The sequence below is a fragment of the Actinoplanes campanulatus genome (assembly GCF_014647795.1).
GTDB classification, from domain to species: domain Bacteria; phylum Actinomycetota; class Actinomycetes; order Mycobacteriales; family Micromonosporaceae; genus Actinoplanes; species Actinoplanes campanulatus.
In genome coordinates this window covers 179,909-202,104 of the sequence record NZ_BMPW01000019.1, presented here as the reverse complement: position 1 = coordinate 202,104, position 22,196 = coordinate 179,909, and the positions used below count along the sequence as shown (strand labels likewise).

Sequence of the window (22,196 nt, the reverse complement as noted above, 5' to 3'; positions counted from 1 at the left end):
TCGGTGAGCCGAGGTCGCCGGTCTGGACCGTGCGGCGGTGTTCGCGTACGCCGATGACATCGAGTCGGCTTCGGTTGAGGTGCCAACGTTTGCCGTCAAAGGCGTTGAGGCGGAACTGACGCCGCGCAAGGTCGTGGTCGAGATGCTGAGCGAAGCGACTGGGGTTCGCGAGGGCTTGACACCGGATCCAGTGGGCCTGACCGGCCTAGTGGATGCTGCCCGCGCGAGTGTGCGCGAGCTGCCAGCGGAGAACCGTGAGGACATGCTGGTGGCGTTGCTGGGCCGACTGACGCTGCTTGATCTGGTGCGGCCGAGTCGGGACTTGCTGGAGCACATCCTGAGTGGGCTGATTTCCTGTCTTCTGGTCTACCGGGAACACGCCGAGGAGACCGCTGGTGACGATCTGCCGGATGAGGACGACGCCAGTGCGCCTTTCCTAATCTCGGTGAAGCAACACGCGCCGGCGAGCCGCGAGCAGCTGCTGCGATAGCCACGGCGTTATTGCTGAGGGACATTCGCGGCACTCTGCCTTGCCATCCGGGTCTTGATCTGCGCGTCGTTGTCAGCACCCACGGCCTCGATCGCGATTCCGTTCACCTCTGCGTCGCGGGTTCGGTCGACGTGCGGCTGCTTGGGTGAGGTGCCGCTTTCTTTACACCGACCAGCTGGGGTTGGCGCTTCGCCGATTGACGCGAGTGTGGGTCGTTGCCGTTTTGGCGGCCATCTCCCCGCGTTCCATGCGTCGTGGACGTCTGCGCCGAACAGCAGCTGGTCGACCTCTTCGGTGGCGTAGTGCATCCGGCCATTGCCTACCTGGTAGCAAACCTGGCCTGGGCAGCCAGCGTCGCCGGTATTGGCTACGAGCACTTGCAGGGTTTGTCCGGCGAACGGGCTGTTCTGCCCAGGTTCACCGGCCTGGGGGAAGAACTCCAGCGAGGTCAGCGGGGGTGGATTTCTGACCCCGTGAGCTTTGCCATCGGGGTCACCGTGCCATTGCCCAGCCTTGTCGCGGATTGCCAAGATAAGAGCCATTTCAAGGACTGTAGGCAGCCGGGGCCGACGGGTGTCCGAGACGCGCTCGACATGGCGAGACATCTTGGTTTCGTCAGGGTCGGGATGAGGGTGCCCGGATCTTCGTTGAGCCGTGCTCACAGCCCTAACCGACACCGCCGGGTGGGCAAGGGCACCCGACGAGAGATCCAACGCGGAAGGGCTCCCAAGGATCGCCGAGGGGCCTCCCGCGTTCGAGAACTGTCTATTGGGGCTTGGATAAAGTGGTTCCGCCGTCGACTGCGGTGTCGGGTAGAGCGGTTTGGATCATCTTCCGGATAGCGAGGTGCTTGAGCGCCGCTTCCCAGAGTCGCCGCCTGTCGGCGGAGTCTTGCGGAATGGTGTTCATCAAGACCAGGGCCACAATGCTCAGGAGCATGAGGCTGAACATGGCGTTCCATTGGAATACGCCCGTCCACGCCAGTGCGCTGAAGGCCGAGATGAGGGCGGGTAGGCCCAGGCCGGCGCCGGTGGAGGCCTTCATGCCGTTCTCCCACAGGCGCGGGTAGAGGCCAGCAGGCCGTGGGCGCATGGGCCGGTGACGTGGCGACATGTCCTAGCAGACACGGTGGAAACCTCTCTCGAAGCTCCCACCGCTGGCCCAGCCGGCTACGCCGGTACGGCTGGTCCCGTGCGGTGGCGGGGGGCGACATCCCCTCAGCCGCGGGTGCCCTGGATAGGCACCCCTCCGCGGATGGAACTCCCTGGCGAGGACTTCCGCGATTGCCGCCACGGTACCCGGATGCCCCTACGCCTGGGAAGTTGTGACCGCACGTCCCCGCAGCGGCCTTACCCCGGCTGGGACAGCAAATGAGCGGCGACGGTAGTGAGGGCAGGGCGGTCGAAGCCGTCGTGGAGAACGGTGAATCGGTAGGGCTGAGACACGTAGCGCTGGCTGGAGCGCCGAAGGATTCTGCCGTCGGGGCTGCGGTTCGGATCGTCGAGGCGGCGGATGAGGCCATATCCCGCGAGTTGCCGGTGGGTGGCATACACGTCACGGCGGATCCCGTACCGATCGACCCTTTGGGAGGCGACCTTGAAGACGCCCGTACTTGCGGCCTCGGGGTGGCGGATTTGAAGGTCGAGGATCATCAGGTAGGTGGTGATCTCGGCGGCGGTGAGGACGTGGACCCAACCGTTGAGGAAAAAGGATTTCGGGAGCAGCACGATCGCGTGGGACGGTTCGAACGGGCTGATCCGCGGAATGCTGTAGTGGCGAGACCATACCGATCGTCGCCCGTCGCCGGTCTCGTCGAGGAACTGGACCTGGTTGTAGCGGCCGGGGGCACCAGGCGGAGCGCCGCGTATCGCGGCGAGGTGTTCGCGTTCCAGCAGGTTCAGCGCGTGCACGGCCTGGCGTCTCATGCCGGCGCGGAGGCCCTTCTTCGTGATCGGAGCACCGTCTCTCTTCACGACGATGGCGGGCAGCAAGTCGGCCCAACCCGATCCCGTGCCGTTGACGCTGCAGAGCGGACGGGTGTTCGCAACGGTCACTCCGGCTGGACGACGTGATTGCGCATCGAAGATCGCGATCAGGTACAGGTGAAGGGCCCATCCCTTGAGCGGGGCGAGCGCGGCGGCCGGCGACGACGGGGCTGAGCCTGCGGAGTCAGCGTGGCGGGCATGGACGAGGTCACGGCGGATCGCATAGTGGAGCCGGTTGCGTGGACCCTCGTCGTAGATCTTGGCGAGTTCGGTGCGCGCCGTCTCGTACGCAGCGGAGTTTTTTACAAGGGCTTGCGCCCGCTTCTCCTGTCGGCTCTCTTCCCGGGAGCTCATGGCTTCCCGAGTCTCGCATGACCTTTCTGCCGCACCAAAGGAGGGGGTAGAGGGGTAAGGCGCCTTCTTGTTAGAGCTCCGTGACCTCCGACTTCGGCCTCAGAGGCATGCGGCTGATATGTCATCGGGCGTCCTGGCCAGTGCCGACGCGGGATGGAACGGTTTGCTTACTCGCGACTGGGCCAGTGCTGTACCGGGCCGGCGAGGTGCCTGTCATCGGAGGTTGAGGTGCCGGAGTACGCGCTGGCCGCGTTGTGGATCGTGGTCGCGGGCCTGTTCGGTTTGCTGGTGGGTGCTGCGGCAGGTTGGTTGTCGTGGCTGGACGAGCGGCGCGTGCCTCGTGCGGTTCTCGTCGGTGGATCGGCGTGCGGGGCGACGTGGGTGTTCGCGGTGGCGGTGACGGCGCTGGTCGCCTGATTCGGGGTCTTGACCGTCGCGGTGCTGGCGGGCGTCGAAGCCGGCGCCCGCCAGCACCGCAGCAGTGGACCTACCGCGGATCGTCACGGCACCGGTCCACCATCGCTAGCGGCGTCCGCTGTGAGCCGGGTTGGTGCGCAAGCCCCACCCGTAGGGGTAGAGCGGCCGGTAGTTGGCGTCACCGATGTTGATCGGCACCTGCTCGGCGCTGGCAGGCCAGGTGACCGGGAGTCGGCCGGTGAACGGCTTCTTGCCGAACAGGACGTCGGCGACTCCGGCGCCTTCGCTGCCGGGCAGCCAGGACGCGACGAGGGCGTCGATCTTGCCGAGCTGGTCGGTGATGATCTGCGGGCGTCCGGAGACGACCAGCACCACGCATTTGGCGACGGCGTCGCAGACCTTGTCGATCGCGGCTTTGTCCGCTGGCTGGAGCGCCAGTGACTTCGCTTCCTTCTGCGCGTCGGTTCCCCACGGCCAGGCGGGTCCGCCGACGTCGCCGTAGCCTTCGGCGTACGGGGTCTCGCCGACCACGACGACACCGACGTCCGCGTCGCTGATCGGGGCGGAGGCGTCGGCGCTGTAGGTGACCTTCGCGTTGGGGGCGACCTGGCGGATGCCCTCGAGGATGGTGGTGCCGGGGATGGTGTCGCCGGAGCGGCCCTGCCAGTCCAGGGTCCATCCGCCGGCCTGGTTACCGATGTTGTCGGCGTTGCGGCCGGCCACGTAGACCTTCGCGTTCTTGCGCAGGGGCAGCAGGTTGCCGGCGTTCTTCAGCAGGACCTGAGACTCGGCGACCGCCGTGCGGGCCAGGGTGCGGTGCTGGGAGCTGCCGACCACGTCGATGCGGTCGGTGGAGGCGATCGGCTTGTCGAACAGGCCGAGCTGGAACTTGCTGGTCAGGATCCGGGAGACGGCGTCGTTGATGCGGGCCGTGCTGACGCGTCCGGCGGTGACTTCGGCCTTGAGCAGGTTCTCGAACTGTTGGGCTGTGTTCGGTTCCATGAACATGTCGATGCCGGCGTTGACCGCGGTGCGGACCTGGGTGGCGGTCGGTTTGGGTGTGTCGGCGGTGGCCGTCGGGTCGGGGATCTGGTGGATGCCGTTCCAGTCGGTGATGACGAACCCGTCGAAGCCGAGCTTGCCCTTGAGGGTGCCGGTCAGCAGCTCTTTATGGGCGTGCATCTTGACCGGGTTGCCGACGCCGTCGTCGGTGTAGTCGACGCTGGAGAACGACGGCATCACGCTGCCCGCGCCGACGCGGATACCGGCAGCGTACGGCGGCAGGTTGGTGCGGGCGAAGTCTTGGCGGCTGGTGATAGTGACGCCCTGGTCGATGGGGTAGCCGCTGTCGCCGGTGCCGTAGCGGGTGTCCCCGTCGCCGGCGTAGTGCTTGATCGTGGCCAGCACCCGGTCAGGGTCGTTGAGCTGCGACGGCTTGCGGCCTTGGAGTCCGGTGACCGCGGTGGTCATCTGGGTGACCAGTTTCGGGTCTTCGCCGAAGGCTTCGTAGCTGCGGCCCCAGCGTTCGTCGCGGGTGACGCACACGCAGGGGGCGAAGTCCCACGGGACGCCGGTGGCGCGGACTTCGGCGGCGGTGGCGTGGTAGACCTTCTCGACCAGCTTCGGGTTGCGGGTGGCGCCGAGGCCGATGTTCTGCGGGAAGATCGTGGCGCCGTGGACGTTGCCGTGGCCGTGGACGGCGTCGACGCCGTAGATGATCGGGATCTGTAGCGGGGTGCTCAGGGCGGCCTGCTGGAAGGTGTTGACCATGTTCACCCAGGCGGCCGGGGTGTTGGGGGTCGGTACGGAGCCGCCGCCGGAGAGCACGGAGCCGAGCCGCCAGACGGCGACCTTGGCGGGGTCGTCGGTGACGGCGGCGCGTTCGGCCTGCGTCATCTGGCCGATCTTGTCGTCCAGGCTCATCCTCTGGAGCAGGTCGGCGACGCGCTTCTTGGTGCTGAGCCGGCTATCGAGGTAGGGCAGGCCGTGGGCGTTGATGACCACCGTCGGCCCGGGTCCGGCGGTGACACCGCTGGTGGACGGAGTGAGAGTGACCGGGATCGTTTCGGCGGTCTCCGCGGTGCGGTCACGGCGCAGCGGGATGCTGATCGTTTTGCGGGCTCCGGAGGCGCTGCCCTTGGCGAACGTGACCGTGCCGGTGACCGGGGTGTAGTCGGTGCCGGGGGTCGCGGTGCCGGTGGCGGTGCGGTAGGCCAGCGTAGCGTTGGCGGCCAAGGGCTTGCCGTCGGTGGTGCTCGCGACCAGCGTGACCACGCTGGTCTTGCCCTCCTCGGCCTGGACGAACGTTTGGGCTGCGGTCACGGACACCGTCTGCGGATCGGCGGCGAAGGCGGCCTGGCCGGGCAGCAGGGACGCGGCGATCAGGCTGGTGGTCAGCAGTGCGGTGCGCCGATGCGTGCGGCGGCGCTTCGAGTGTCGGTGCGGTGATGGCATGCCGGTCCTCTCACAGTGGCAATGGGGTCGACCGGGGACGAGCACGCTCGTGGTCGGCTGCTCCGCCGCGTGGGGGCGGGTGCCGCGACGTCGTGGCGCTCAGCGCTCTGGATGCCGGCCTTGTCAGGTGCGGCTCGCGGGCGGCGCTGCCGGTCGAGGTTGAGAGAGAGCCGCCGCTGGTCCGTCCGCCGCGGCGGCAGACCGTCCCCCCGAACCGGCGGCGGCTTCCCGTAGATGACCTTGCCTGCTTCGCTGCCGAGCCGGAAGTTGTCTGCGGTTGTCCCCGGTTGATCCCGTGCACAAAATGGACATGGCTGTGAGCGGCACCGCTCGCGCTGGAGCGGGTGGACGTGCCGCCGTCTCTGCCGTGCTCGACGATCTCCGGGACCGTCGCCCCTGTGATCTTGTGGTGCTGGCTATGTGCGCTGCGTTCGGACCGTCTAATCGCGATCGGCGCAGCGCCCGCAGGGCGGGTCTGAGTCTTCCCGCTGTTCAGCGGGCCGCACGACCTTTGCGTTCTCTGTCCAGCAGCATGAATCCGAGGAGCGTGTGGAACTCGCTGGCGCATTCGTGGAGCTGACGTTCGGGAGTGTCGGCGACGAACATTGCAGCGTGCTGCTGACCTGCAGTGGTGCTCAGGGCGGGAACCATGCTGGCGTACTCGGCCCGGCTGGTTCTGAACTCGTCGCGGACGTGGTCGAGGAACGTTTCGTCGATTCTTCCGGCGCTGATGGCTCGGGCGCTGGCCAGGCGAGCCTCGATGTAGGGGACGACGACATCAGCAGTGAGGGGCATCGACGAGGGGCCCGCTCCCCTGCGGACCCGACCGAAAGGTTCGGCGGGTTCGAAGACGTTGCGGACGGCCCGTTCCAGCCCAGGCCGGTCGACGATCCGGCGTTTGAGGGCAACGTCGGTCAGAGCCAAGTGAAGGGTGCGCCTGGCTGCCGGTGTGGCATCCGGGTGGTCGAATTGCTGCAGCATCGCGGTAGCGGCTTCGGCTGCCGCCGACTTGCTCGCCGAGAAGTTGCCGAGCCAGGTCTTCAAGGCCAGCGACGCCTGCCGGGTGGGCAAATAGTCGTCGCCGTAGTAGAGCCAGAGCCAGATCGGGATCCTCGCCAGGGATTTGATGCGTGTGGCACCGTCGCGCCGTTTGTCGAGCAGCGCGAGGAAGAGATCACGCTGCTGCGGGGTGTAGAGGGCCGGCAACGAGCCGCGGGCGTGGCCGAGAGGCCGCAGTCGGGGATGGTCGAGCAGGCCTCGTCGCACCCAGTCGGTCACCAGACGAGCCCCGACATCGTGGCCCCGCTCGGACGCGCTCGACAGCAGGTCGTCGATGGTGCACGGCTCCTGCGTCTCCACACTTAGAAATTACATCGAATTCGTCGCAGCGCAGTTAGCGGCCCGCAGCGGCCTCCCACGATCCTCAGACGAGAGCCACACCGCTCTCCACTCAACCCTGAAGGGATGGATCGTCATGATCACCAGTTTGGATGCCATCAGCGAAGCGGGCAGGACCATCCGCTACGCCATGGGCAGCAACGCCCGTACCGCCCGCCTGACCGTCCTGATGCTGATCGCCGTCATCAGCTGGCACCTGCTCCTGTAACTGCGTCCGCGGCCCGCTCGCGCTCTAACGGGCGCCGAACGCAGCTCTAGCGTTCACTTGGCGGCCGGCCGTCACCGCCCAGGTGATGGCCGGCCGTCACCGCCCAGGTGATGGCCGGCCGCAGCGGACCCGAGAACCGCGGTGCATCACGGCGACGAACAGGGTCATGAAGGCGGCACTGTTGAGGTTGGCTCGTCGTTCATTCTTTCGGGTCCAGTCGGTAGAGCGGCTCTTCAGGCCAGGGGATCAGCCTGCCGCGCACCCTGTCGCCGGCGTCGATCATCCCCTGGAGCGCCTGCTCGATGCCGGTGATGGTCTGCGGATTACGCCAGCCGGGCAGAAACACCCAGGCGTGCCCGAAGTCCACCATGAGGCAAGGCAAGGCGGCGGGCTGCTCGACCAACATCATCAGGGGTCGATCAAGCTGGGGCCGCCCGGTCGGGATCAACAGCTTCGGAGCGGGCACGGGTTGTGGGTCAGCCAGCCTGGTTCGTAGCGGCGCGAGGACGGCAAGCAGGACGTACCGGTAGCCGAGGACCGCGAATGCCGCCAGATACGCGGCGCGAATCCATGACCAGGCCGCCGCGTCGGCGGTAGGTCGCCAGCGGTGCGTGACGTTGAAGTCGACGGGGTCCTTGTTCTCGATCGACCGCGCGAGGTGAGCGGCGACGGCGTTCACGTCGCCCGGCCGGTTGGCGTTCTTCTTCATGGCCGGAGTGAAGGAGGGCAGATCGCCGTTGCCGTCGTAGGCGCCCTGGACACGGATGTTGCCGATGGTGAGGGTCACGTCGACGGGATCGCTCGGCTGCCTGGTGAGGGCGTTGGTGAGCTGCCGTTCTTCAGCGGCATCGGCATCCCACACCGTGCCCGCGCGGTTGTTGCACGGACGGCAGGTCAGCAGCAGTGGCTCGCCTCCTGTCGCGGCGGGCGGGACGTGCTCGTCGGACAACGTCGGCTCAGGCCCATCGTCGAGCGCGGTCCGTTTGTAGGCGATCAGGCAGCATGGGCAGGCGTAGGCGCCGTCGGCCGGTAACAGGTCGAGGATCTCACCAGCGAGGCCGTGGGCCACGAGCGTCCGATGCAAGGCATTGGCTCCAGCGGCGAACCACTTCTCCCGTCGTGTGGTCACGACCGCATCGTGTCACGTATCCACGACGCGCTCTGTGGTCTTGGCCGGATCCCGCTTCAGCCGCTGTTGTTCCCCGCACGCCAGCCCGCAGCCGGGACCAGGGCAATTGACTCTGCAACATGCTGGGCATGTCCGGAAAGATGCGGCGACTTCGTTCGATGCAATGTTGCTGCGCCTGGCCGTGAAGGTGCCGGGCGGCGATCATCGCGGGGAGAGAATCCGACGAGACTGGACCGGCGCCCGGCACATCGGCAAGGGTAGGCGACCTCAAAACTTCGGCGGCCGCACCGTCCGGCAAGGGTCTGATGGTGTCTGCTATTTCTTGGCCGCCAGGACGCTCCGGATGCCGGTCCTGGTGATCAGCGATCCGCTGAAGAGCCGTTTCGCCTTCGCAGTTCATCCCATCGGCGCCGTGTGCTGAGCACGTCGCCGAGGGCGGTGTGCAGTTCCTGGAGGACGGCGACGTCGGATGCGGTCCAGTTGCGCACTCGCGTAGGGGCGCCCGGGTCGAGGGGAACGCCTTGGGCGAAGAACGCACTGAGCGCCTGCACGTATCGGCGAGCTGCCGCGACGTAGGCCGTTCTCGCCAACGGTGCTTCGCGTTCAGGTCTGGTGTTCCCCATTCGGGAATCGTACTGATGTTCTAATTATGTATCGGCACTGACCGGGCCCGTCTTAGGTTGACTGACACGACTAAGCCGTGTCGAGGACGCCTGTTTCCATGGCGACGCCGGTGGCCTGCTGCATGCGGCGCCCCACCTCCCGTAGGCGTGGCCGGCGCCGTCTGGGAGTGACCTCGCCAGCGTCATCTCCCACGGTGGCGAAGAGGCCGGCCTTTTGCAACACCGTCAGTCGGCCTGTGGATAACTTGCCGAAGGGCAGCCCTGGTCCAGCCGCTTACGGGGCACAACCGTGCCGGAAGCGTCAGTCGGGCATCTGCGCAACGGAAGCGTCCCGATCCGTCAGGACTCCTCGATATACCGGGTGCCGCAGCTGGTTGCGGCCCGTCCATGACCGGTAAGCGATCCGCGCGACCACCTGTGGATCAACCCAGGTGGCGTCGGCCATGGCCACGCTCTCGGCATGACCTGCCGGCGGGTCGCTACGGCGCAGCGGGGCGAGCTGCTGCTGAAGTCGCTGGCGCGATGCGCCGGACAGGCCGCTGCCGACCCTGCCGACCAGGTGCAGTTCGCCCGCGCGGTCGTAGGCCCCGACTACGAGCGCGCCGATGGCACCACGCAGTCGGCCCCGGCCGGGAAGCCATCCACACACCACCACATCAGCCTCATGCGGAATCACCGTTTTAACCCAGTTTCTGGACCTTTGGCCAGGGTTGTAGGGCGATGTCAGCCGTTTGCAGACGATGCCCTCCAGGCCGTGTTCCTGCGCCGCGGCATACACCTCGGCGGCCGCATCGGTGAAGGACGGCGGGGTGTCCACGGCAGTCCCGTGTACCTGGAGCTCTTCGAGCATTGCCCGGCGCTCGGCGTAGGGTGCGGCCATGATGTCCTGCTGGTCGATGACGAGCAGATCGAACACATAAAGCGTGACCGGTACTGCTCGGAGAATCTGGGTGCTGGGCTCGTTTACACCGATGCGGTGTTGAAGGCGGGAAAAGTCAGAGACGCCAGAAGCGTCCAAGGCGACCAGTTCACCGTCGAGCGCTACCCGGCGACCGCCGAGGAGGTCCGGTAGTACCCCCAGTTCGGGAAAGGCGCTGGAGATGTCACGGCCGGCGCGGCTGCGAAGCCTCCACCGGCCGTCGGCGGCCGTCACCGCGGCCCTGATCCCGTCGTGTTTGACCTCTACCGCCCAGCCTTCGCCGGTCGGGACTGAGCCAGGCGTGGCCAGCATAGGGGCGATCGCGGGTGGTATTCCCGCAGCCGGATGCATCTGATGATCATCGAACCCGAGCCGCTGGAGGCGCAGCCGAACCAGAAACTTCAGCGCGCTCTTGCCGCCGAAGACCTAACGATCATCCCGGTCAGAACGAACCGGCCGGGATGACCTGCTCGTTCTCTCCGTCGGGGACATCGAACCGGCCATAGAAGTCGTCCAACGCCTCTGCCGTCACCATCAGTGCGTTTGCGTGGTTCTGGGTGTTGCGGTCGTTCAGTCGGCGCAGCAACTCCTGCTTGGGCACCGGGAAGTACAGCAGCCGCACCTGCCCGCCTGCGGACTCGGCCAGTGCCCGCCAATCGTCGCGGACCTTGCGCCGCCACAGTCCGTGGTCCACCACCACGTCACGACCCTGTCGCAGCAGACGCACCAGCTCGCTGCGCACCTCGGCAACGACCGGGCCTTCCTTCTCGAAGTAGGTGTGCTCCGGGTAGTCGACACCATAGCGGCCGTGCCGGTCGAACACCTGCTCGTCGACCGACAACCGCACGGCACCCTGTGGCACCAGCACCCGTTCGGCGTACGTCGTCTTCCCGGCCCCCGTCAGCCCTACTAGCAGATACGCGACCGCCATACGCTCACCTTCGACCACCGCTGACCGGATTCCCTTACGTCACGCCCGGTACCCCAGAACACTGAGCCGGCTACAAGCCGATGTTGGTCTTGGCACCCATGTAGGAGCCGGCGCCGGGGAAACCTGCCCGGCACAGCTGCACGAAAGTATCGCCGAAGCCGAGCTCAGTCAGCTTGTCCAGCGCGACGAACTCCACCGAACGGATCGGCCGGATGTCCGCGCCCGGCGTCACCGCGCCGAGTTCACCGCCGACCCGGCGCACCTCGACGGTGATGTGAACGACCCGGACCGCGACGTTGTCACACAGATAGAGCAGCCGGCCCACCTGCACCTCGGCGCCGGTCTCCTCCCGCATCTTCCGGATCAACGCCTCGGACAGCGTTTCGCCGTCCTCCACCGTGCCACCAGGCAGCGACCAGCGGCGCGGCCCATCGGTGTCCTGATGCAACACCAGCAACCTGCCGTCTTCGATGCAGACGCCCGTCACCCGAACCGTCATCCGCCGACCGTAGCAACCTGCTACGGCATGTCCGGGGACGTCGAGGCAGTGCACACGTACAGGCGAGCCGGGGGAACGTTGCGCCACACGGTTCGGTAGGTCACGGCGGCGAAATATCCGCTCAATCGCTGGCGCAGCTGCCTGATGATCGGCAACGGCAGTACCGGCAGAGTGAGCACGGTGGCGAAGACACCGCCAGGGTTCAGGACGCTGGTGATCGCGGTGAGCAGAGCGTGTTGATCGGCGGCGGGGATGACGCTCCATGGCAGGGCGCTGACGATGAGGTCCGCCCGGGGATGATCGCTCGCCGCCAGCAAGGCCGGCAGGTCGGCGGCATCGCCCTCCACCACGTCCAGCCACGGTCGGGTGGCCATCAGATGAGCCGCCATCGTCTCGTTACGCTCGATCGCGAGCAAAGTGTCAGCGCCGGTCAGCCGCTGGTGCAGCGCGTCGGTGATGACTCCACCGCCGGGTCCCAACTCGACCACTGTCTGCCCATGACCGGGCCGAATCAGTGCGGCGGCGCAGGCCGCGAGGTGCCGGCCGCTGGGCGCGATGGCGCCGATCTCTCGCGGCGTGCGGCACGCCGCGGCCAGGAAGCGGCGGGTGTCGCGGCCCAAGGTGGCGGGCATGCGATAAGTGCTCATCATGGGCTCCGGGGAGGAGGGCCGTCCGCCGCCAGGGCGGCAGACGGCGGCGTGGACTGGACCCGAGCCGGCTGGGCAGATGCGGGCGTCGCTGTCAGCTGGAGCAGCACGACTCCGCAAATGATCAGCACGATGGCGGCGATGCGGCTCGCGGTCAGCGCTTCACCGAACAGTGCGGCACCGATCACGGCGAGGGCCGCGGTCCCGACGCCGCTCCACACCGCGTAGCCGACTGAAACTTCAACGCCGGCATGCAGCGCCCGCGCCAGGCACACGTACGACGCCACGTAGAGGGCCGCCGTAACGGCGACAACCGGGGCACGGGTCAGGCCCTGGGAGTATGTCAACGCTGCGGTAGCGATGATCTCAGTGAGGATCGCCCCCGCCATCCATAGCCAGCCAACCATGGGCCGAGTCAAACCGATCATGACACCGGTCGATAGCTGTCTTCGGTTGTCCCCGGTTGTCCCCGGTTGTCTCGACGCTGCGGGGTGGCGATATGCCGAGGAGGAATTGTCGGCGATCGAGGTTTCGGCAGGTAGGAAGCACACCCGCGTCCACGGTGTTGGGGAGCATCGGCTCAAGGCGCGTCTCGCGCGAGGCACTCCGACGAAGCGCCTAGGGTGTTCTCGGCGTGGTTTCTAGCGCAGGTGCACCTGAGCCCGAATTTGGAGTGGCACACTGGCCGAGTGACCCGGATCTATCACGGTGACCACACCGCGCACCTTCGGCAGCAGCTCAAAGATCGTGCTCTGCACTTCGGGGCGGGCACAGTAGTGGCGGTCTGTGCAGCCATTGCGAACTGGTTCATCGTGTCGCATCTTGACGGCCACAACCGGCTGGTTGCCGCCCTGTGGGGGCTGAACATCGCACTTGGCCTCATCGCGGTACTAGGTCTCTGCCTCACCGCACTGCTGTATTTGATTTACCGTTTGCGACGGCCAGAATTGGATGCTGCTAGCGCCGAGGCCGTAGGTGAGGCGCGCGCCCGTGTGCACCGGGAACGAGCCGGTGGGCCGTCCTAAGAAGGGGTGGCTCACGTGCTTCGGACAGCCTCCTACCCGGGTGACGGCACGAGGTGCCGTCCGGCGGCGTGCCGGCGGTCGGCGGCGGTCAGGCGTCGTCGCGTTCGATCTTCGCGTTGACTCGATACGATCCGCGTTCGCCGAACTTCACCGGGTCAACAACCAGGTCGAACCGCTGGTGACCGGCAAGCCGCTCGATGTCGATGGAGGCGCTCTGCCGCTCGACCGTGAAATCCCCTTCGTCGATCAGCACCAGGATCGCCTGCCGGACCGCATCTGGATCCGCCTCCAACGTCACGGCGATCCTGTCGACGGTCGTGGTCATCCTCGTCTTGGCCAGATCCCCCTGTTCTGTGAGAAACAGCCTCAGCACCCGCTGGGACAGCCGACCGAATCGTGAGCGCCACCGCAGCGAGTCCTCCCGCTGCTTTTCCTCCTCGCTGAGCGGGAGGACTTCCGTCGGCAGCGGCGGGTCGGTCGCCAGAGTTAGCCGCTGCTGCTCGCCCTCGACCGTGATCAGCCCGAATCGGATCATCAAGCCGATCACGTCGTCGACGGTCCGGGCCGGGGCGAGCCCGGCCTTGGCGAGCATTGCGTCGTGCTGAGCGACTAGTTCGGCGTGTTCGGCCCGCTCCGCCTCGACGTCGGCGGGGTCGTCAAGAGTGGCAAGGTCGATGTCTTGCGTCGGGTCGTGCCAGGCGGGTGCCGGCGGCAACGTCGCTGAAAGCCTTTGCAGGGCCTCCAACTTCACAGCGTCGTCACCCTCGTCGAGCTTCAGGCCGCCTCTGCGCGCGTGTAGTAGTGCGAGGGCCTGCCCCGCTTCGTCGCGGGGCTCGCCAGGGCAAGCATGCAGGAGTCCGTCAACGTCGATGGCAGCTGTCGGCAGCCAGCGGAACCAGCCGAGCTGGAACAACGCTGACACTCGAACCGTCGGACGTTCTGACTCGCTCACCGAGAAAGGGTAGCGTCGCCGCTTTGGCGCATGCTGGAACGACCCGCCGACGTACATGCCCACTCGTCCCGGTGTCCCAGCGGACATTCGTGCAGAATCCGAGGACGTACATCGCAATGAGTGGCTGACCGTCGTCTGGGACCGGAATCTGATGTTGACTAGATCGCATTCCGTCCTGTTAGCCCCGAAGGTGACCGTTGAGCAGAGCCGTGACGTTGCCGCGACCGGTGACGGATGCGATCGTCGCCAGGATAGGCCCTTTCGAGGTGATCCCGGCTTCGGGCGGTCACCATGCCGAGGTCGCCGCGCGAGTGATCGGGCGGGTCAGGACGGTGTTCGTCAAGGCCGCCTGCTCCGACTTCGGGGTTCGGTCGTTGCGTTTCGAAGCGCGGGTGAGCCGGGCCGTCGGTGCATCGTTGTCCCCGGCGGTCGAGTGGCAGTGCGAGTGGGGCGGCTGGCTGGTGGTGGCGTTCGAGTGCTGCGATGGTCCGCACGCCGATCTGTCGCCGGGCAGCCCTGACCTGGACCTGCTTGCCAGCGCCGTGGAGAGGCTGGGGCGCATGCCCGCGCCGGACCTGTCGTTGTTCAGTCCTACCGCCCGGCTCGGTTTCGCGACGGCGGACCTGGAGGGCGCCACGTTGGTGCATACCGACCTCAACCGGGCCAACCTGATCGTGACCGCGGGTGGGTTGCGGATCGTCGATTGGGCGATGGCGGCCAAGGCGGCGCCGTGGCTCGAGTTGGCCTTGCTCGTCCCGTGGTTGATCGGCAGTGGCCACTCGCCGGAGCAAGCCGAGCAGTGGGTGGCGCGGTTTCCGGTGTGGCGGGCCACCGATGCGGCGGTCGTGGCCGATTTCGCGTCGAAGAACGCCGCGAAGTGGTTACGCAAAGCGCAGGAGAACCCGGTCGGCTGGGCGCGCGATCTGGCGGACTGGACAGGCCGGTGGTCGGCGTATCAGCGGGGGAAGGCTTCCGCGGAACGGCTTTGAGGAGGCAGACGGCCATGGTGCCGAGTACCTTGCGGGAGATCGCTCAGGTGGTGGGCGGGACACTCGAGCGGGTCAGTGATCCGGACCTGGTGGTGTCGGGGCCGGTCGTGATCGATTCGCGGCAGGTGCAACCCGGCTGTGTATTCGCGGCGTTCGTCGGCGAGCACGTCGACGGGCATCTGTTCGCCGGTCAGGCTCTGGCCGGCGGCGCCGTTTGTGTCCTGGCGTCGCGGCCGGTGCCGGGCCCGGCGATCATGGTGGCGGACACGCTCGCCGCGGTGACCGCGTTGTCCGGGTGGATGGCGAGGCGGATGACCGCGGTCACGCGTATCGGGGTGACCGGGTCGAGCGGGAAGACCTCCACCAAGGATCTGCTCGCACAGGTACTTCGCGGGCACGGGTGCACTCATGCGACGGTGGGCTCGCAGAACAACGAGCTCGGGGTGCCGCTGACCGTGCTGGCCACACCGCCGGACGTGCGATATCTGGTGTTGGAGATGGGCGCCCGCGGGATCGGGCACCTGGCCTATCTGACGGGATTGGTGCCGCTGGACGCGGCGATCGTGCTCAACGTGGGCGCCGCCCACGCCGGCGAGTTCGGCGGACCGGAGGCGACGGCGCAGGCGAAAGGCGAGCTGGTGGAAGCGTTGCCGGCGGACGGTATCGCCGTTTTGAACGCCGACGACCCGCTGGTGGCGGCGATGGCCCAGCGCACCGTCGCCTCGGTGACCTGGTTCGGGTACAGCCCGCGTGCCCACGTGCGAGCCGAGCACGTGCACCTCGACGAGCAGGGCCGGGCCGGGTTCGTACTGATCACCCCGTCCGGGAAGGCGCCGGTCCGGCTGCGGTTGATCGGTGAGCATCACGTCGCCAACGCCCTGGCGGTCGCCGCGCTCGCGCACGCCGTCGGCCAGGACGTCGACGCGACGGCGTGCGCGTTGTCGCAGGCGATGCCGTTGTCCGGTGGGCGGATGCAGCGCCACGACCTCGGCGACGGTACGACGGTGATCGACGATGCGTACAACGCCAACCCGGACTCGGTCGCGGCCGGCCTGCGGGCCCTGTTGGCGATGAGCGCCGGCCGGCCCACGGTCGCGGTCCTCGGCCAGATGGCCGAGCTCGGCGACCGCACCGAAGCAGACCATCGGGCGATCGGCGTGCTGGCCGCCGAACTCGGCCTCGATTTGGTGATCGCGGTCGGGGGCCGGGACGCGGCGGCGATCGCAGACGCGGCCGGCGATGGCGGCGTTCATCACCGGCTCGTGGCGGACCCCACGGCCGCTGCTGCGCTGCTGGACGAGGTGTTACCGGCGGGAGCTGGTGCTGGTGAAGGGCTCCCGCTCGGCGGGCCTGCAGGTAGTCGTCGAACACCTGCTCGCGCGGTGAGCAGCCACCACCCGGGCGGCGACCGGCCGGCGGCAAGACAGGCAGTCCAGGGTCATCTCGGCATCACGGGGATGTCGGCCACGACGATGCCCGTGGTCTGCAGCGGCACCTGCGCCATGACGTCGCCCCGCGGCGAGAGAACGCTGGTCGGGCCGTAAGCGATGCGGTCCTCGCGGGTGCCGGTGACGTCGGCGGACACCAGCCACATGCCGGTCTCACGGGCCCGTTCAGCGCGCATGCTGTGGTGCAGGTCCTTGAACCGGGTCGCGGTCGGGCGGCGCATCATGTTCTGCGCGGCGACCAGCAGCAGGGTCGCTCCCTGCGAGGCGACCCGGGCGGCCGGCTCGGGGAACTGGGTGTCCGAGCAGATGTTGATGCCGTACCGCAGCAGGCCGCGCACCACGAAGGTCGGGTAGTCCTCGCCCGCGGTGAACACGGTCTCGCCGGGCATCAACCGGGTCTTGCGGTAGCGGCCGACGAGCCGGCCGCGATCGACGACGACGGCGGTGTTGAAGAAGTGCCCGCTGTCGGCCTCGCTGACGCCGAAGACCAGGGTGGGCTCGACCGGGGCGAGGCGGCGCAACACCGCGGCGAACCCGGACGAGTCCAGCTCGAGCGCGTACCGGGAGACGTGCTCGTCGTCAGTAAGGTATCCCTGAAGGAAGCACTCCGGGAACAGCAGCAGATCGGCCCCGCGGTCGGCGCCTTGGGCTGCGAACTGCTCGATGCAGCCGAGCGCCGTGTCCGGATCGGCCAGGATCTCCGGCGTCTGGCAGGCGCCGACACGGACCACACCGGCAAGCTTGTCGCCGAGTTCAGCCATCCTGCCGGCGTTCGGGCCGTTCGACGGCGTCGGCGAGGGCATCAGGTGAGCGGGAGCTGGTAGACGGCGCGATGCTTTCCCGGGCCTTTGAAGTCGGCGGTCACCGCGACGCCGTCGCTCTGGTAGTCGCCGGGCATGTTGGTGAAGCCCAGTGCCAGCCAGGTGGCGTGGGCGGCGCGGTTCTGCGGCTCGGAGGTCAGGTAGAGCCGGGCGCAGCCCCATCTGGCAGCCTGCCGGCGAATGTCGTCGATCAGCAGGCGAGTGACGCCTTGACGTCGCCACCGCGGATGGGTTGTCACATCCTGCACGTACACGTCTTGCGGGTCGCGTTGGCTGCGGAATGCGATGGCCGCGCCCACGAGCTGTTGGCCGGCGACAGCGACGGGGCAGGTGTCGGCGAACAGGTGCGCGTAGAGCCAGTAGTCCGAGTCAGCCCGCACCCGGATGTACGGCTCGCCGGTCCGCACCAGCGCCATGACCGCGGCGATGTCCACAGGGGCGAGCGGGCGGATTTGCACCTGCCCACTCTGGCACTTCACCGACCGCCTCGACAGCAGCCAGGCCGCCCCGCGAGCAACCCAGCAGAGGCGAGCACGCACGATGCAGGCCGAACAGAGACTGCGGCCGCACGTGTCGGCTGCCGCTGATCACCCGTCAGGGTGAAGCGGTGTTGTCTGCCGGCGGGGCGAGGCAGGACCCTGTTCCCGTCGACACTCGTTGGCCACGGCCACCGACCGCCACCAGAAAGCGAGCAGCCACCGATGGCCCTCGGTTCCGCAAGGACCACCGCCACCGGCGACGACCGGGGCCCCGTGTCATCGTCGGGTACCGCTACGCGAGTCGCCGACGGCGCGGCCGGCCCACCACACGCCGCGGGCTCAGCAGGTCCCGCGGCGGCGCCGCGCAGGAAACCACCCCGGCTGCGGGCAGGCGATCGGGTGCGCATCGTCTCGCCGTCGAGTCCACCGAGTCGTGACCACACAGCCGCCGGGATCGAAGTGCTCACGTCCTGGGGACTGCAGGTCGAGGTCGGTCAGCACGTGTTCGACCAGTGGGGTTTCATGGCCGGCCGCGACGAGGACCGGATCGCCGACCTGAACGACGCGGTACGCGACCCCGGCGTCCGCGCCATCTTCGCCACCAGGGGCGGCAAAGGCGCCTACCGCATCGTCGACGACATCGACACCGAGGCGCTGCGCGCTGACCCGAAGCCGATCGTCGGGTTCTCCGACACCACCCACATGCTGCTGCTGTGGGCCCGAACCGGCATCACCGCCCTGCACGGACCTCTGATCAACTGGAGTTCCGAATGGTGCGGTCCCGCCTCGGAGGAGGCGCTCCGTGCGGCCTTGATGACCACCGACGACGTGGTCCTGCACGTCGATGCGAACGAAGCCAGCGCCGCGGTCACTGTCGACGGAACAGCCTCCGGGGTCCTGCTCGGCGGCAACCTCGACGCCGTTCGCACCGAAGCAGGGGCCAGCATCCCGGACCTGCACGGCGCGATCCTGTTCCTCGAGCACCAACGCGGCACCGGCATCGGCGAGGTCGACCGAGCCCTGACTCAACTGATGCGCACCGGCGACCTCGACGGTGTCGCCGGGATCGTGCTCGGATGCTTCGTCAACTTCGAGGAGGACCTCGAGGACGAGACGCTCGGCGGATGGCGCGTCGTCGATGTCCTGCGGGACAGGCTCGGCCGGCTCGGCGTGCCGGTACTAGGTGGCATCCCGGCCGGTCATAGAAACCACCCGCCCACGATTCCCTTGGGCACGCACGCCACCATCGATACCCGCTCCGGCACCCTCACCGTGGAGGCGGCCGTCTGCTGAACCGATCATTCCCCATCGAACCGACGTGAGGCGCGGACATGCGGCGCTGCTCCGCAACGAACTGAAGCACTCAAGTTCTGGCATATGCGAAGCCGTACACGGCCCAGTCGGTGACCGGACGGTACCCGAGGCCCTGGTAGAGGGCGTTGCTGGTGGGATTGGCGGCGTCCGTGAAGAGCACGACGTCCGTCGCGCCTGCGGCCAATGCGGCTCTGCTCACCTCGACGGTCACGGCGCCCGCGTAGCCGCGGCCGCGTAGAGAGGGTGGGGTGTAGACCGGATCCACCCGGACCTGGCCGGCGACCATGGGGTTCAGCCCGGCCATGGAGACGGGTGTGCCGTCCGGAGTTTCCCAGAAGGTATAGCTCTTGTCGGCGAAGCGGGTGCCGGCCCAAGATGCAGCGTTGATGGAGCCGATCTCCCCGACGTCCGCAGTGAACTCCTGGCACCAGCGCATGAGGCGCTCATGGTCCTGTTCGCCCGCGAACCGGCCCCTGCCTGGCGGGGCTTTCGCCGGCGGTGTGAGCGCGCCGAGGCGGTACAGGTGGAGCCGAGAACGGAGCGTCGGTGTTGCGCCGGTGTGCCGTCGCCACGCCTCGGCGAAAGCGGTAGCGGTGCTGTGGTCCGAGGTGACAGAGGAATGGCAGTGCCCGAGGGCAACGATCTGGCCGGCGAGGACATCGGCTTGCTCAGGAGTGAGGCAGGTGACGTTCAGGGCGCGGGATGGGGCGCCGTAGAAGATGGCGCGGACCTCGCCGTCGGTCTCCAGCCGACCGAACACGACGCCGTCCGTGCCCCCCTGGCGTGTTCGCAGTTTCTCGGTTGCCGTCAGCGCCATCGTGTGGTGAGTGGGCCGCGAACGCAAGAAGGCTCCGGCTCGTGTAAGGAAGTCGTTGACGTCTTCGGTGAGGTGCCAGTCATCCGACCGCATGGTTCACCATTTTCGCCGTCCACTGGCCGTGGCGCCAGCGACTCACCTCTCTGCGCTCGCTGTCGCGGCGGCACCGCGGCGCCGCTGGCAGTCCGGCAGCGGGTGCAACCATCGAGACCGTTGCCGCGCCGGCCGTGTAATCCGCTCCGCCCGGCGCGACCGCACCTACGGCAAGTCGGCCTTGGCCAACGGCGCTCGGCGATGCGGGCGCCGGCCTGCACGCCGCCCGGACCGCTCTGCCGTGGCGGCGCACGTCTGCGCTCGCCGCCGGCTGCGTGATGGCGATCCGTAAGGTCACCGGCGCTCCGTCCATGAGGTTGCCGCGAGCGCTCTCGGTTCGAGGACTAATCGGCTGTGACGTTGATGGACAGCTCCCGGACCAGGGCGCTGGCAAGCGCGAGAAGTTGGGTTTGATCGAGCAGGACGCCGCGCAGTCCTGAGACGGCGGCCAGCTCGGCCATGCACTGCCTACACGATCTCGGCCTGCACACCGAAGCGGTTCGGCACAGCACGGCCGCACTCGACCTGCCGCACGACAGCATCCGCGCCCGCGCCCTGCATGAGATCGTTCTCGCCCGCGTGTACCTCGGGCTTCGCGACGTCGATCGCTCGTGCGAGACCGCCCGGCCGGCACTGCACTCCGCCCTCCAGTTGCGCTCACGACGACTACGCGAACGACTACACCAGTACGCCAGCGCGCTCGCGGCGCATCGGAAGCATCCCGCGGCACAGGCATGGCAGGCGGAGGCCCGTGAGATCCTCGCCGCCGCCTGACTCTGGCTCGCTTACAGCGCGCCGGAGCTGGCGGCCGGCACGATCCTGCCGTTATGCAGGTATGCCACGCCGTTGCTCGCGCGGGCTTTCAGGGCCGCGTGCACCCGGTCCGCGGTATTGGCCGTGAACCTCGCCCGGATCTGCGACTCGTCGATGAACGCGACGTCGTCCAGTTCCTCGCTCTGGAGGGTGAGCTGAGCAGGGTCGTCGAGGGCCCCGCCATCGAACACGTACCCGAACCAGGCCTTACGGACGGGTGTGGGCTCGACCCAGTCCAGCACCAAGAGCCGACCGAGGTTCAGGTTCACACCCAGCTCTTCGGCGACCTCGCGGACGCAACACACGTGCGGCGGCTCACCGGCCTCCATGATGCCCCCCGGCAGGTTCCAGTGCGGCCGGTAATTCGGCTTGACCGCCAGCACTGCCGTGCCTGCCCGGTTAGTGATCAGCGCAGTGGCCGACGACAGAAAACTCGGCAGGCTCGCATACCATTTCGCCGGCTCCAACCGCTTACCCACCTCCCATACGCTACGCGCGTCGAATTTCCCCAGCGGACCCCTCAGCACCGCCGTACGCCGGCGCCGAGCCACCTAATCGGACGGGTCACGGCCCGGCGTCGATTGCGCCCCGCGGATCCGACCGGGGGGACGCGAGGCCCGCAGGACGGCGCCGGGAATGCGGCTATCGCGTCCCTCGTGTGGCAGCGCAGGCGTTGCCCGGCATCGAACGCGAGTCGGGCAGGGCGTCAGCTATTCGGGCCAGTCGAGCACCGTGAGTTCGGGCCACAGTTCCTGCCACCGGGCCGCCTTGGTTTCGTAGACCTCCCGTGGGGCCAGGACAGGGTTGGGCCGCAGAACAAGGTTGAATACGTCGGAGAGCCCGTGCGGAGCGTAAACACGCCATCGGCCATCAGGTTCGCGCCGGACTCCCAGGCAGCAGGTCGTGGCGGCGAACGAGTCGATTGCCGCCTCGGTCGACGAGTAGGGGGCGCAGGCGACGCCGAACTTCTTCTCGTACCACAGGTGCACTCGGGCCTCGTTGCGGATCTCCACATCGGCGGCCAGCCCGGCGAACGTTTCCTCCGCTGCTTTGATCACGCGGTCTTCGGCTTCCCATGAAAGGTCGCCGGCATCGAAGTAGAAGATGTCGTAGTCCTTGATGCCGCTGGTAGGAGCCCTGCCGGTGGCGACGTTCCAGACCGTCTGGAACAGACAGCCCGCAGTGAGGTACCAGTCCGGCAATTGCAAGGCAGCAGTCCGCTCGATCACCTCGGTCAAGACCTCGTTGCGGGTCAGAGCCGTCGTGAAGGCGGCTAGTTGCTCATCCAGGGGAAGTCGCCCGACCGAAACCATACCCTCACCTTGTCATCTTGTTTTCGCAGCTGTCATATCCACGAAGTAGGCGCCTGTAGTAGCGGCGCACGCCTTCTC

General features: G+C 67.7%; 26 protein-coding genes. 9 read left to right on the top strand and 17 right to left on the bottom strand.

What is annotated here, in order from left to right; translation table 11 throughout:
• Window positions 1-37: 37 nt before the first annotated feature.
• Window positions 38-490, top strand: coding sequence for a hypothetical protein (locus IEZ13_RS32465; protein WP_183223306.1), 453 nt, complete (start codon window positions 38-40; stop codon window positions 488-490).
• Between the two features lie 8 nt (window positions 491-498).
• Here IEZ13_RS32465 and IEZ13_RS32460 read toward each other — a convergent pair whose 3' ends face one another.
• The 3 genes from IEZ13_RS32460 to IEZ13_RS32450 form a co-directional block, all read right to left on the bottom strand.
• Window positions 499-1,032, bottom strand: a complete 534-nt coding sequence (locus tag IEZ13_RS32460) for a hypothetical protein (protein WP_183223304.1) — start codon at window positions 1,030-1,032, stop codon at window positions 499-501.
• 223 nt (window positions 1,033-1,255) lie between these two features.
• Window positions 1,256-1,534 (bottom strand): hypothetical protein, encoded by a 279-nt coding sequence (locus IEZ13_RS32455; protein WP_183223302.1) that lies wholly within the window; start codon window positions 1,532-1,534, stop codon window positions 1,256-1,258.
• A gap of 305 nt (window positions 1,535-1,839) precedes the next feature.
• The gene (locus IEZ13_RS32450; RefSeq protein WP_229795342.1) at window positions 1,840-2,829 is read right to left on the bottom strand and encodes a hypothetical protein; all 990 of its coding nucleotides are present in this window, start codon (window positions 2,827-2,829) and stop codon (window positions 1,840-1,842) included.
• Window positions 2,830-3,057: 228 nt separating this feature from the next.
• Here IEZ13_RS32450 and IEZ13_RS32445 point away from each other — a divergent pair, with 228 nt between their 5' ends.
• The gene (locus IEZ13_RS32445) at window positions 3,058-3,246 is read left to right on the top strand and encodes a hypothetical protein (RefSeq protein WP_183223300.1); all 189 of its coding nucleotides are present in this window, start codon (window positions 3,058-3,060) and stop codon (window positions 3,244-3,246) included.
• A 105-nt stretch (window positions 3,247-3,351) separates the two neighbouring features.
• On the opposite strand, the gene IEZ13_RS32440 is transcribed toward IEZ13_RS32445, so the two are convergent.
• On the bottom strand, window positions 3,352-5,700 hold the full coding sequence (locus tag IEZ13_RS32440) for a glycoside hydrolase family 3 protein (RefSeq protein WP_183223298.1): 2,349 nt from the start codon (window positions 5,698-5,700) through the stop codon (window positions 3,352-3,354).
• Window positions 5,701-6,192: 492 nt separating this feature from the next.
• Entirely contained in the window at window positions 6,193-7,059 is an 867-nt protein-coding gene (locus tag IEZ13_RS32435; protein WP_183223296.1) for a hypothetical protein, read from the bottom strand.
• Window positions 7,060-7,174: 115 nt separating this feature from the next.
• Here IEZ13_RS32435 and IEZ13_RS47630 point away from each other — a divergent pair, with 115 nt between their 5' ends.
• On the top strand, window positions 7,175-7,306 hold the full coding sequence (locus IEZ13_RS47630) for a hypothetical protein (RefSeq protein WP_260179362.1): 132 nt from the start codon (window positions 7,175-7,177) through the stop codon (window positions 7,304-7,306).
• A gap of 199 nt (window positions 7,307-7,505) precedes the next feature.
• Here the strand turns inward: IEZ13_RS47630 and IEZ13_RS32430 are convergent, their stop codons facing one another.
• Complete coding sequence (locus tag IEZ13_RS32430; RefSeq protein ID WP_183223294.1) at window positions 7,506-8,435, bottom strand: hypothetical protein; 930 nt, start codon at window positions 8,433-8,435, stop codon at window positions 7,506-7,508.
• A 163-nt stretch (window positions 8,436-8,598) separates the two neighbouring features.
• Between IEZ13_RS32430 and IEZ13_RS32425 the strand changes: the two genes are divergently transcribed.
• Entirely contained in the window at window positions 8,599-8,856 is a 258-nt protein-coding gene (locus IEZ13_RS32425) for a hypothetical protein (protein ID WP_183223293.1), read from the top strand.
• Between the two features lie 503 nt (window positions 8,857-9,359).
• Here IEZ13_RS32425 and ligD read toward each other — a convergent pair.
• From ligD to IEZ13_RS32400, 5 genes are all read right to left on the bottom strand, one after another.
• Window positions 9,360-10,289: a non-homologous end-joining DNA ligase gene (gene ligD / locus IEZ13_RS32420; RefSeq protein WP_183223291.1), complete on the bottom strand. Its 930-nt coding sequence runs from the start codon at window positions 10,287-10,289 to the stop codon at window positions 9,360-9,362.
• A gap of 130 nt (window positions 10,290-10,419) precedes the next feature.
• Window positions 10,420-10,908, bottom strand: a complete 489-nt coding sequence (locus IEZ13_RS32415) for a P-loop nucleotide/nucleoside kinase family protein (RefSeq protein ID WP_183223289.1) — start codon at window positions 10,906-10,908, stop codon at window positions 10,420-10,422.
• 70 nt (window positions 10,909-10,978) lie between these two features.
• Window positions 10,979-11,407, bottom strand: a complete 429-nt coding sequence (locus IEZ13_RS32410) for an NUDIX domain-containing protein (protein WP_203833968.1) — start codon at window positions 11,405-11,407, stop codon at window positions 10,979-10,981.
• Window positions 11,408-11,427: 20 nt separating this feature from the next.
• Window positions 11,428-12,027: a class I SAM-dependent methyltransferase gene (locus IEZ13_RS32405; protein ID WP_183223287.1), complete on the bottom strand. Its 600-nt coding sequence runs from the start codon at window positions 12,025-12,027 to the stop codon at window positions 11,428-11,430.
• Between the two features lie 26 nt (window positions 12,028-12,053).
• Window positions 12,054-12,482 (bottom strand): DMT family transporter, encoded by a 429-nt coding sequence (locus IEZ13_RS32400; protein ID WP_203833969.1) that lies wholly within the window; start codon window positions 12,480-12,482, stop codon window positions 12,054-12,056.
• Window positions 12,483-12,743: 261 nt separating this feature from the next.
• Between IEZ13_RS32400 and IEZ13_RS32395 the strand changes: the two genes are divergently transcribed.
• Window positions 12,744-13,079: a hypothetical protein gene (locus IEZ13_RS32395; protein ID WP_183223285.1), complete on the top strand. Its 336-nt coding sequence runs from the start codon at window positions 12,744-12,746 to the stop codon at window positions 13,077-13,079.
• 88 nt (window positions 13,080-13,167) lie between these two features.
• Here the strand turns inward: IEZ13_RS32395 and IEZ13_RS32390 are convergent, their stop codons facing one another.
• Window positions 13,168-14,031 (bottom strand): DUF6042 family protein, encoded by an 864-nt coding sequence (locus IEZ13_RS32390; RefSeq protein WP_183223283.1) that lies wholly within the window; start codon window positions 14,029-14,031, stop codon window positions 13,168-13,170.
• A gap of 209 nt (window positions 14,032-14,240) precedes the next feature.
• Here IEZ13_RS32390 and IEZ13_RS32385 point away from each other — a divergent pair, with 209 nt between their 5' ends.
• Together IEZ13_RS32385 and IEZ13_RS32380 are read left to right on the top strand one after the other, a co-directional pair.
• Complete coding sequence (locus IEZ13_RS32385) at window positions 14,241-15,020, top strand: phosphotransferase (RefSeq protein ID WP_306421550.1); 780 nt, start codon at window positions 14,241-14,243, stop codon at window positions 15,018-15,020.
• Window positions 15,021-15,034: 14 nt separating this feature from the next.
• On the top strand, window positions 15,035-16,564 hold the full coding sequence (locus tag IEZ13_RS32380) for a UDP-N-acetylmuramoyl-tripeptide--D-alanyl-D-alanine ligase (protein ID WP_203833970.1): 1,530 nt from the start codon (window positions 15,035-15,037) through the stop codon (window positions 16,562-16,564).
• Here the strand turns inward: IEZ13_RS32380 and IEZ13_RS32375 are convergent.
• Both IEZ13_RS32375 and IEZ13_RS32370 read right to left on the bottom strand, forming a co-directional pair.
• Complete coding sequence (locus tag IEZ13_RS32375; protein WP_229795340.1) at window positions 16,459-17,271, bottom strand: carbon-nitrogen hydrolase family protein; 813 nt, start codon at window positions 17,269-17,271, stop codon at window positions 16,459-16,461. The genes IEZ13_RS32380 and IEZ13_RS32375 overlap by 106 nt on opposite strands.
• A complete protein-coding gene (locus IEZ13_RS32370; protein ID WP_229795338.1) occupies window positions 17,271-17,747 on the bottom strand; it encodes a GNAT family N-acetyltransferase in 477 nt (158 codons plus the stop codon). Before IEZ13_RS32370 ends, IEZ13_RS32375 begins: the two co-directional genes overlap by 1 nt.
• Before the next feature lie 243 nt (window positions 17,748-17,990).
• Between IEZ13_RS32370 and IEZ13_RS32365 the strand changes: the two genes are divergently transcribed.
• Window positions 17,991-19,061 (top strand): S66 peptidase family protein, encoded by a 1,071-nt coding sequence (locus tag IEZ13_RS32365; RefSeq protein ID WP_183223281.1) that lies wholly within the window; start codon window positions 17,991-17,993, stop codon window positions 19,059-19,061.
• A 70-nt stretch (window positions 19,062-19,131) separates the two neighbouring features.
• Here IEZ13_RS32365 and IEZ13_RS32360 read toward each other — a convergent pair whose 3' ends face one another.
• The gene (locus tag IEZ13_RS32360; protein WP_183223278.1) at window positions 19,132-19,992 is read right to left on the bottom strand and encodes a GNAT family N-acetyltransferase; all 861 of its coding nucleotides are present in this window, start codon (window positions 19,990-19,992) and stop codon (window positions 19,132-19,134) included.
• A gap of 459 nt (window positions 19,993-20,451) precedes the next feature.
• On the opposite strand from IEZ13_RS32360, the gene IEZ13_RS32355 reads away from it, so the two are divergent.
• Complete coding sequence (locus tag IEZ13_RS32355) at window positions 20,452-20,766, top strand: hypothetical protein (protein ID WP_183223276.1); 315 nt, start codon at window positions 20,452-20,454, stop codon at window positions 20,764-20,766.
• An 11-nt stretch (window positions 20,767-20,777) separates the two neighbouring features.
• Here IEZ13_RS32355 and IEZ13_RS32350 read toward each other — a convergent pair whose 3' ends face one another.
• Both IEZ13_RS32350 and IEZ13_RS32345 read right to left on the bottom strand, forming a co-directional pair.
• Window positions 20,778-21,284, bottom strand: coding sequence for an NUDIX domain-containing protein (locus tag IEZ13_RS32350; protein ID WP_229795334.1), 507 nt, complete (start codon window positions 21,282-21,284; stop codon window positions 20,778-20,780).
• Between the two features lie 231 nt (window positions 21,285-21,515).
• On the bottom strand, window positions 21,516-22,118 hold the full coding sequence (locus tag IEZ13_RS32345; protein ID WP_183223274.1) for a nucleotidyltransferase family protein: 603 nt from the start codon (window positions 22,116-22,118) through the stop codon (window positions 21,516-21,518).
• Between the last annotated feature and the right edge of the window lie 78 nt (window positions 22,119-22,196).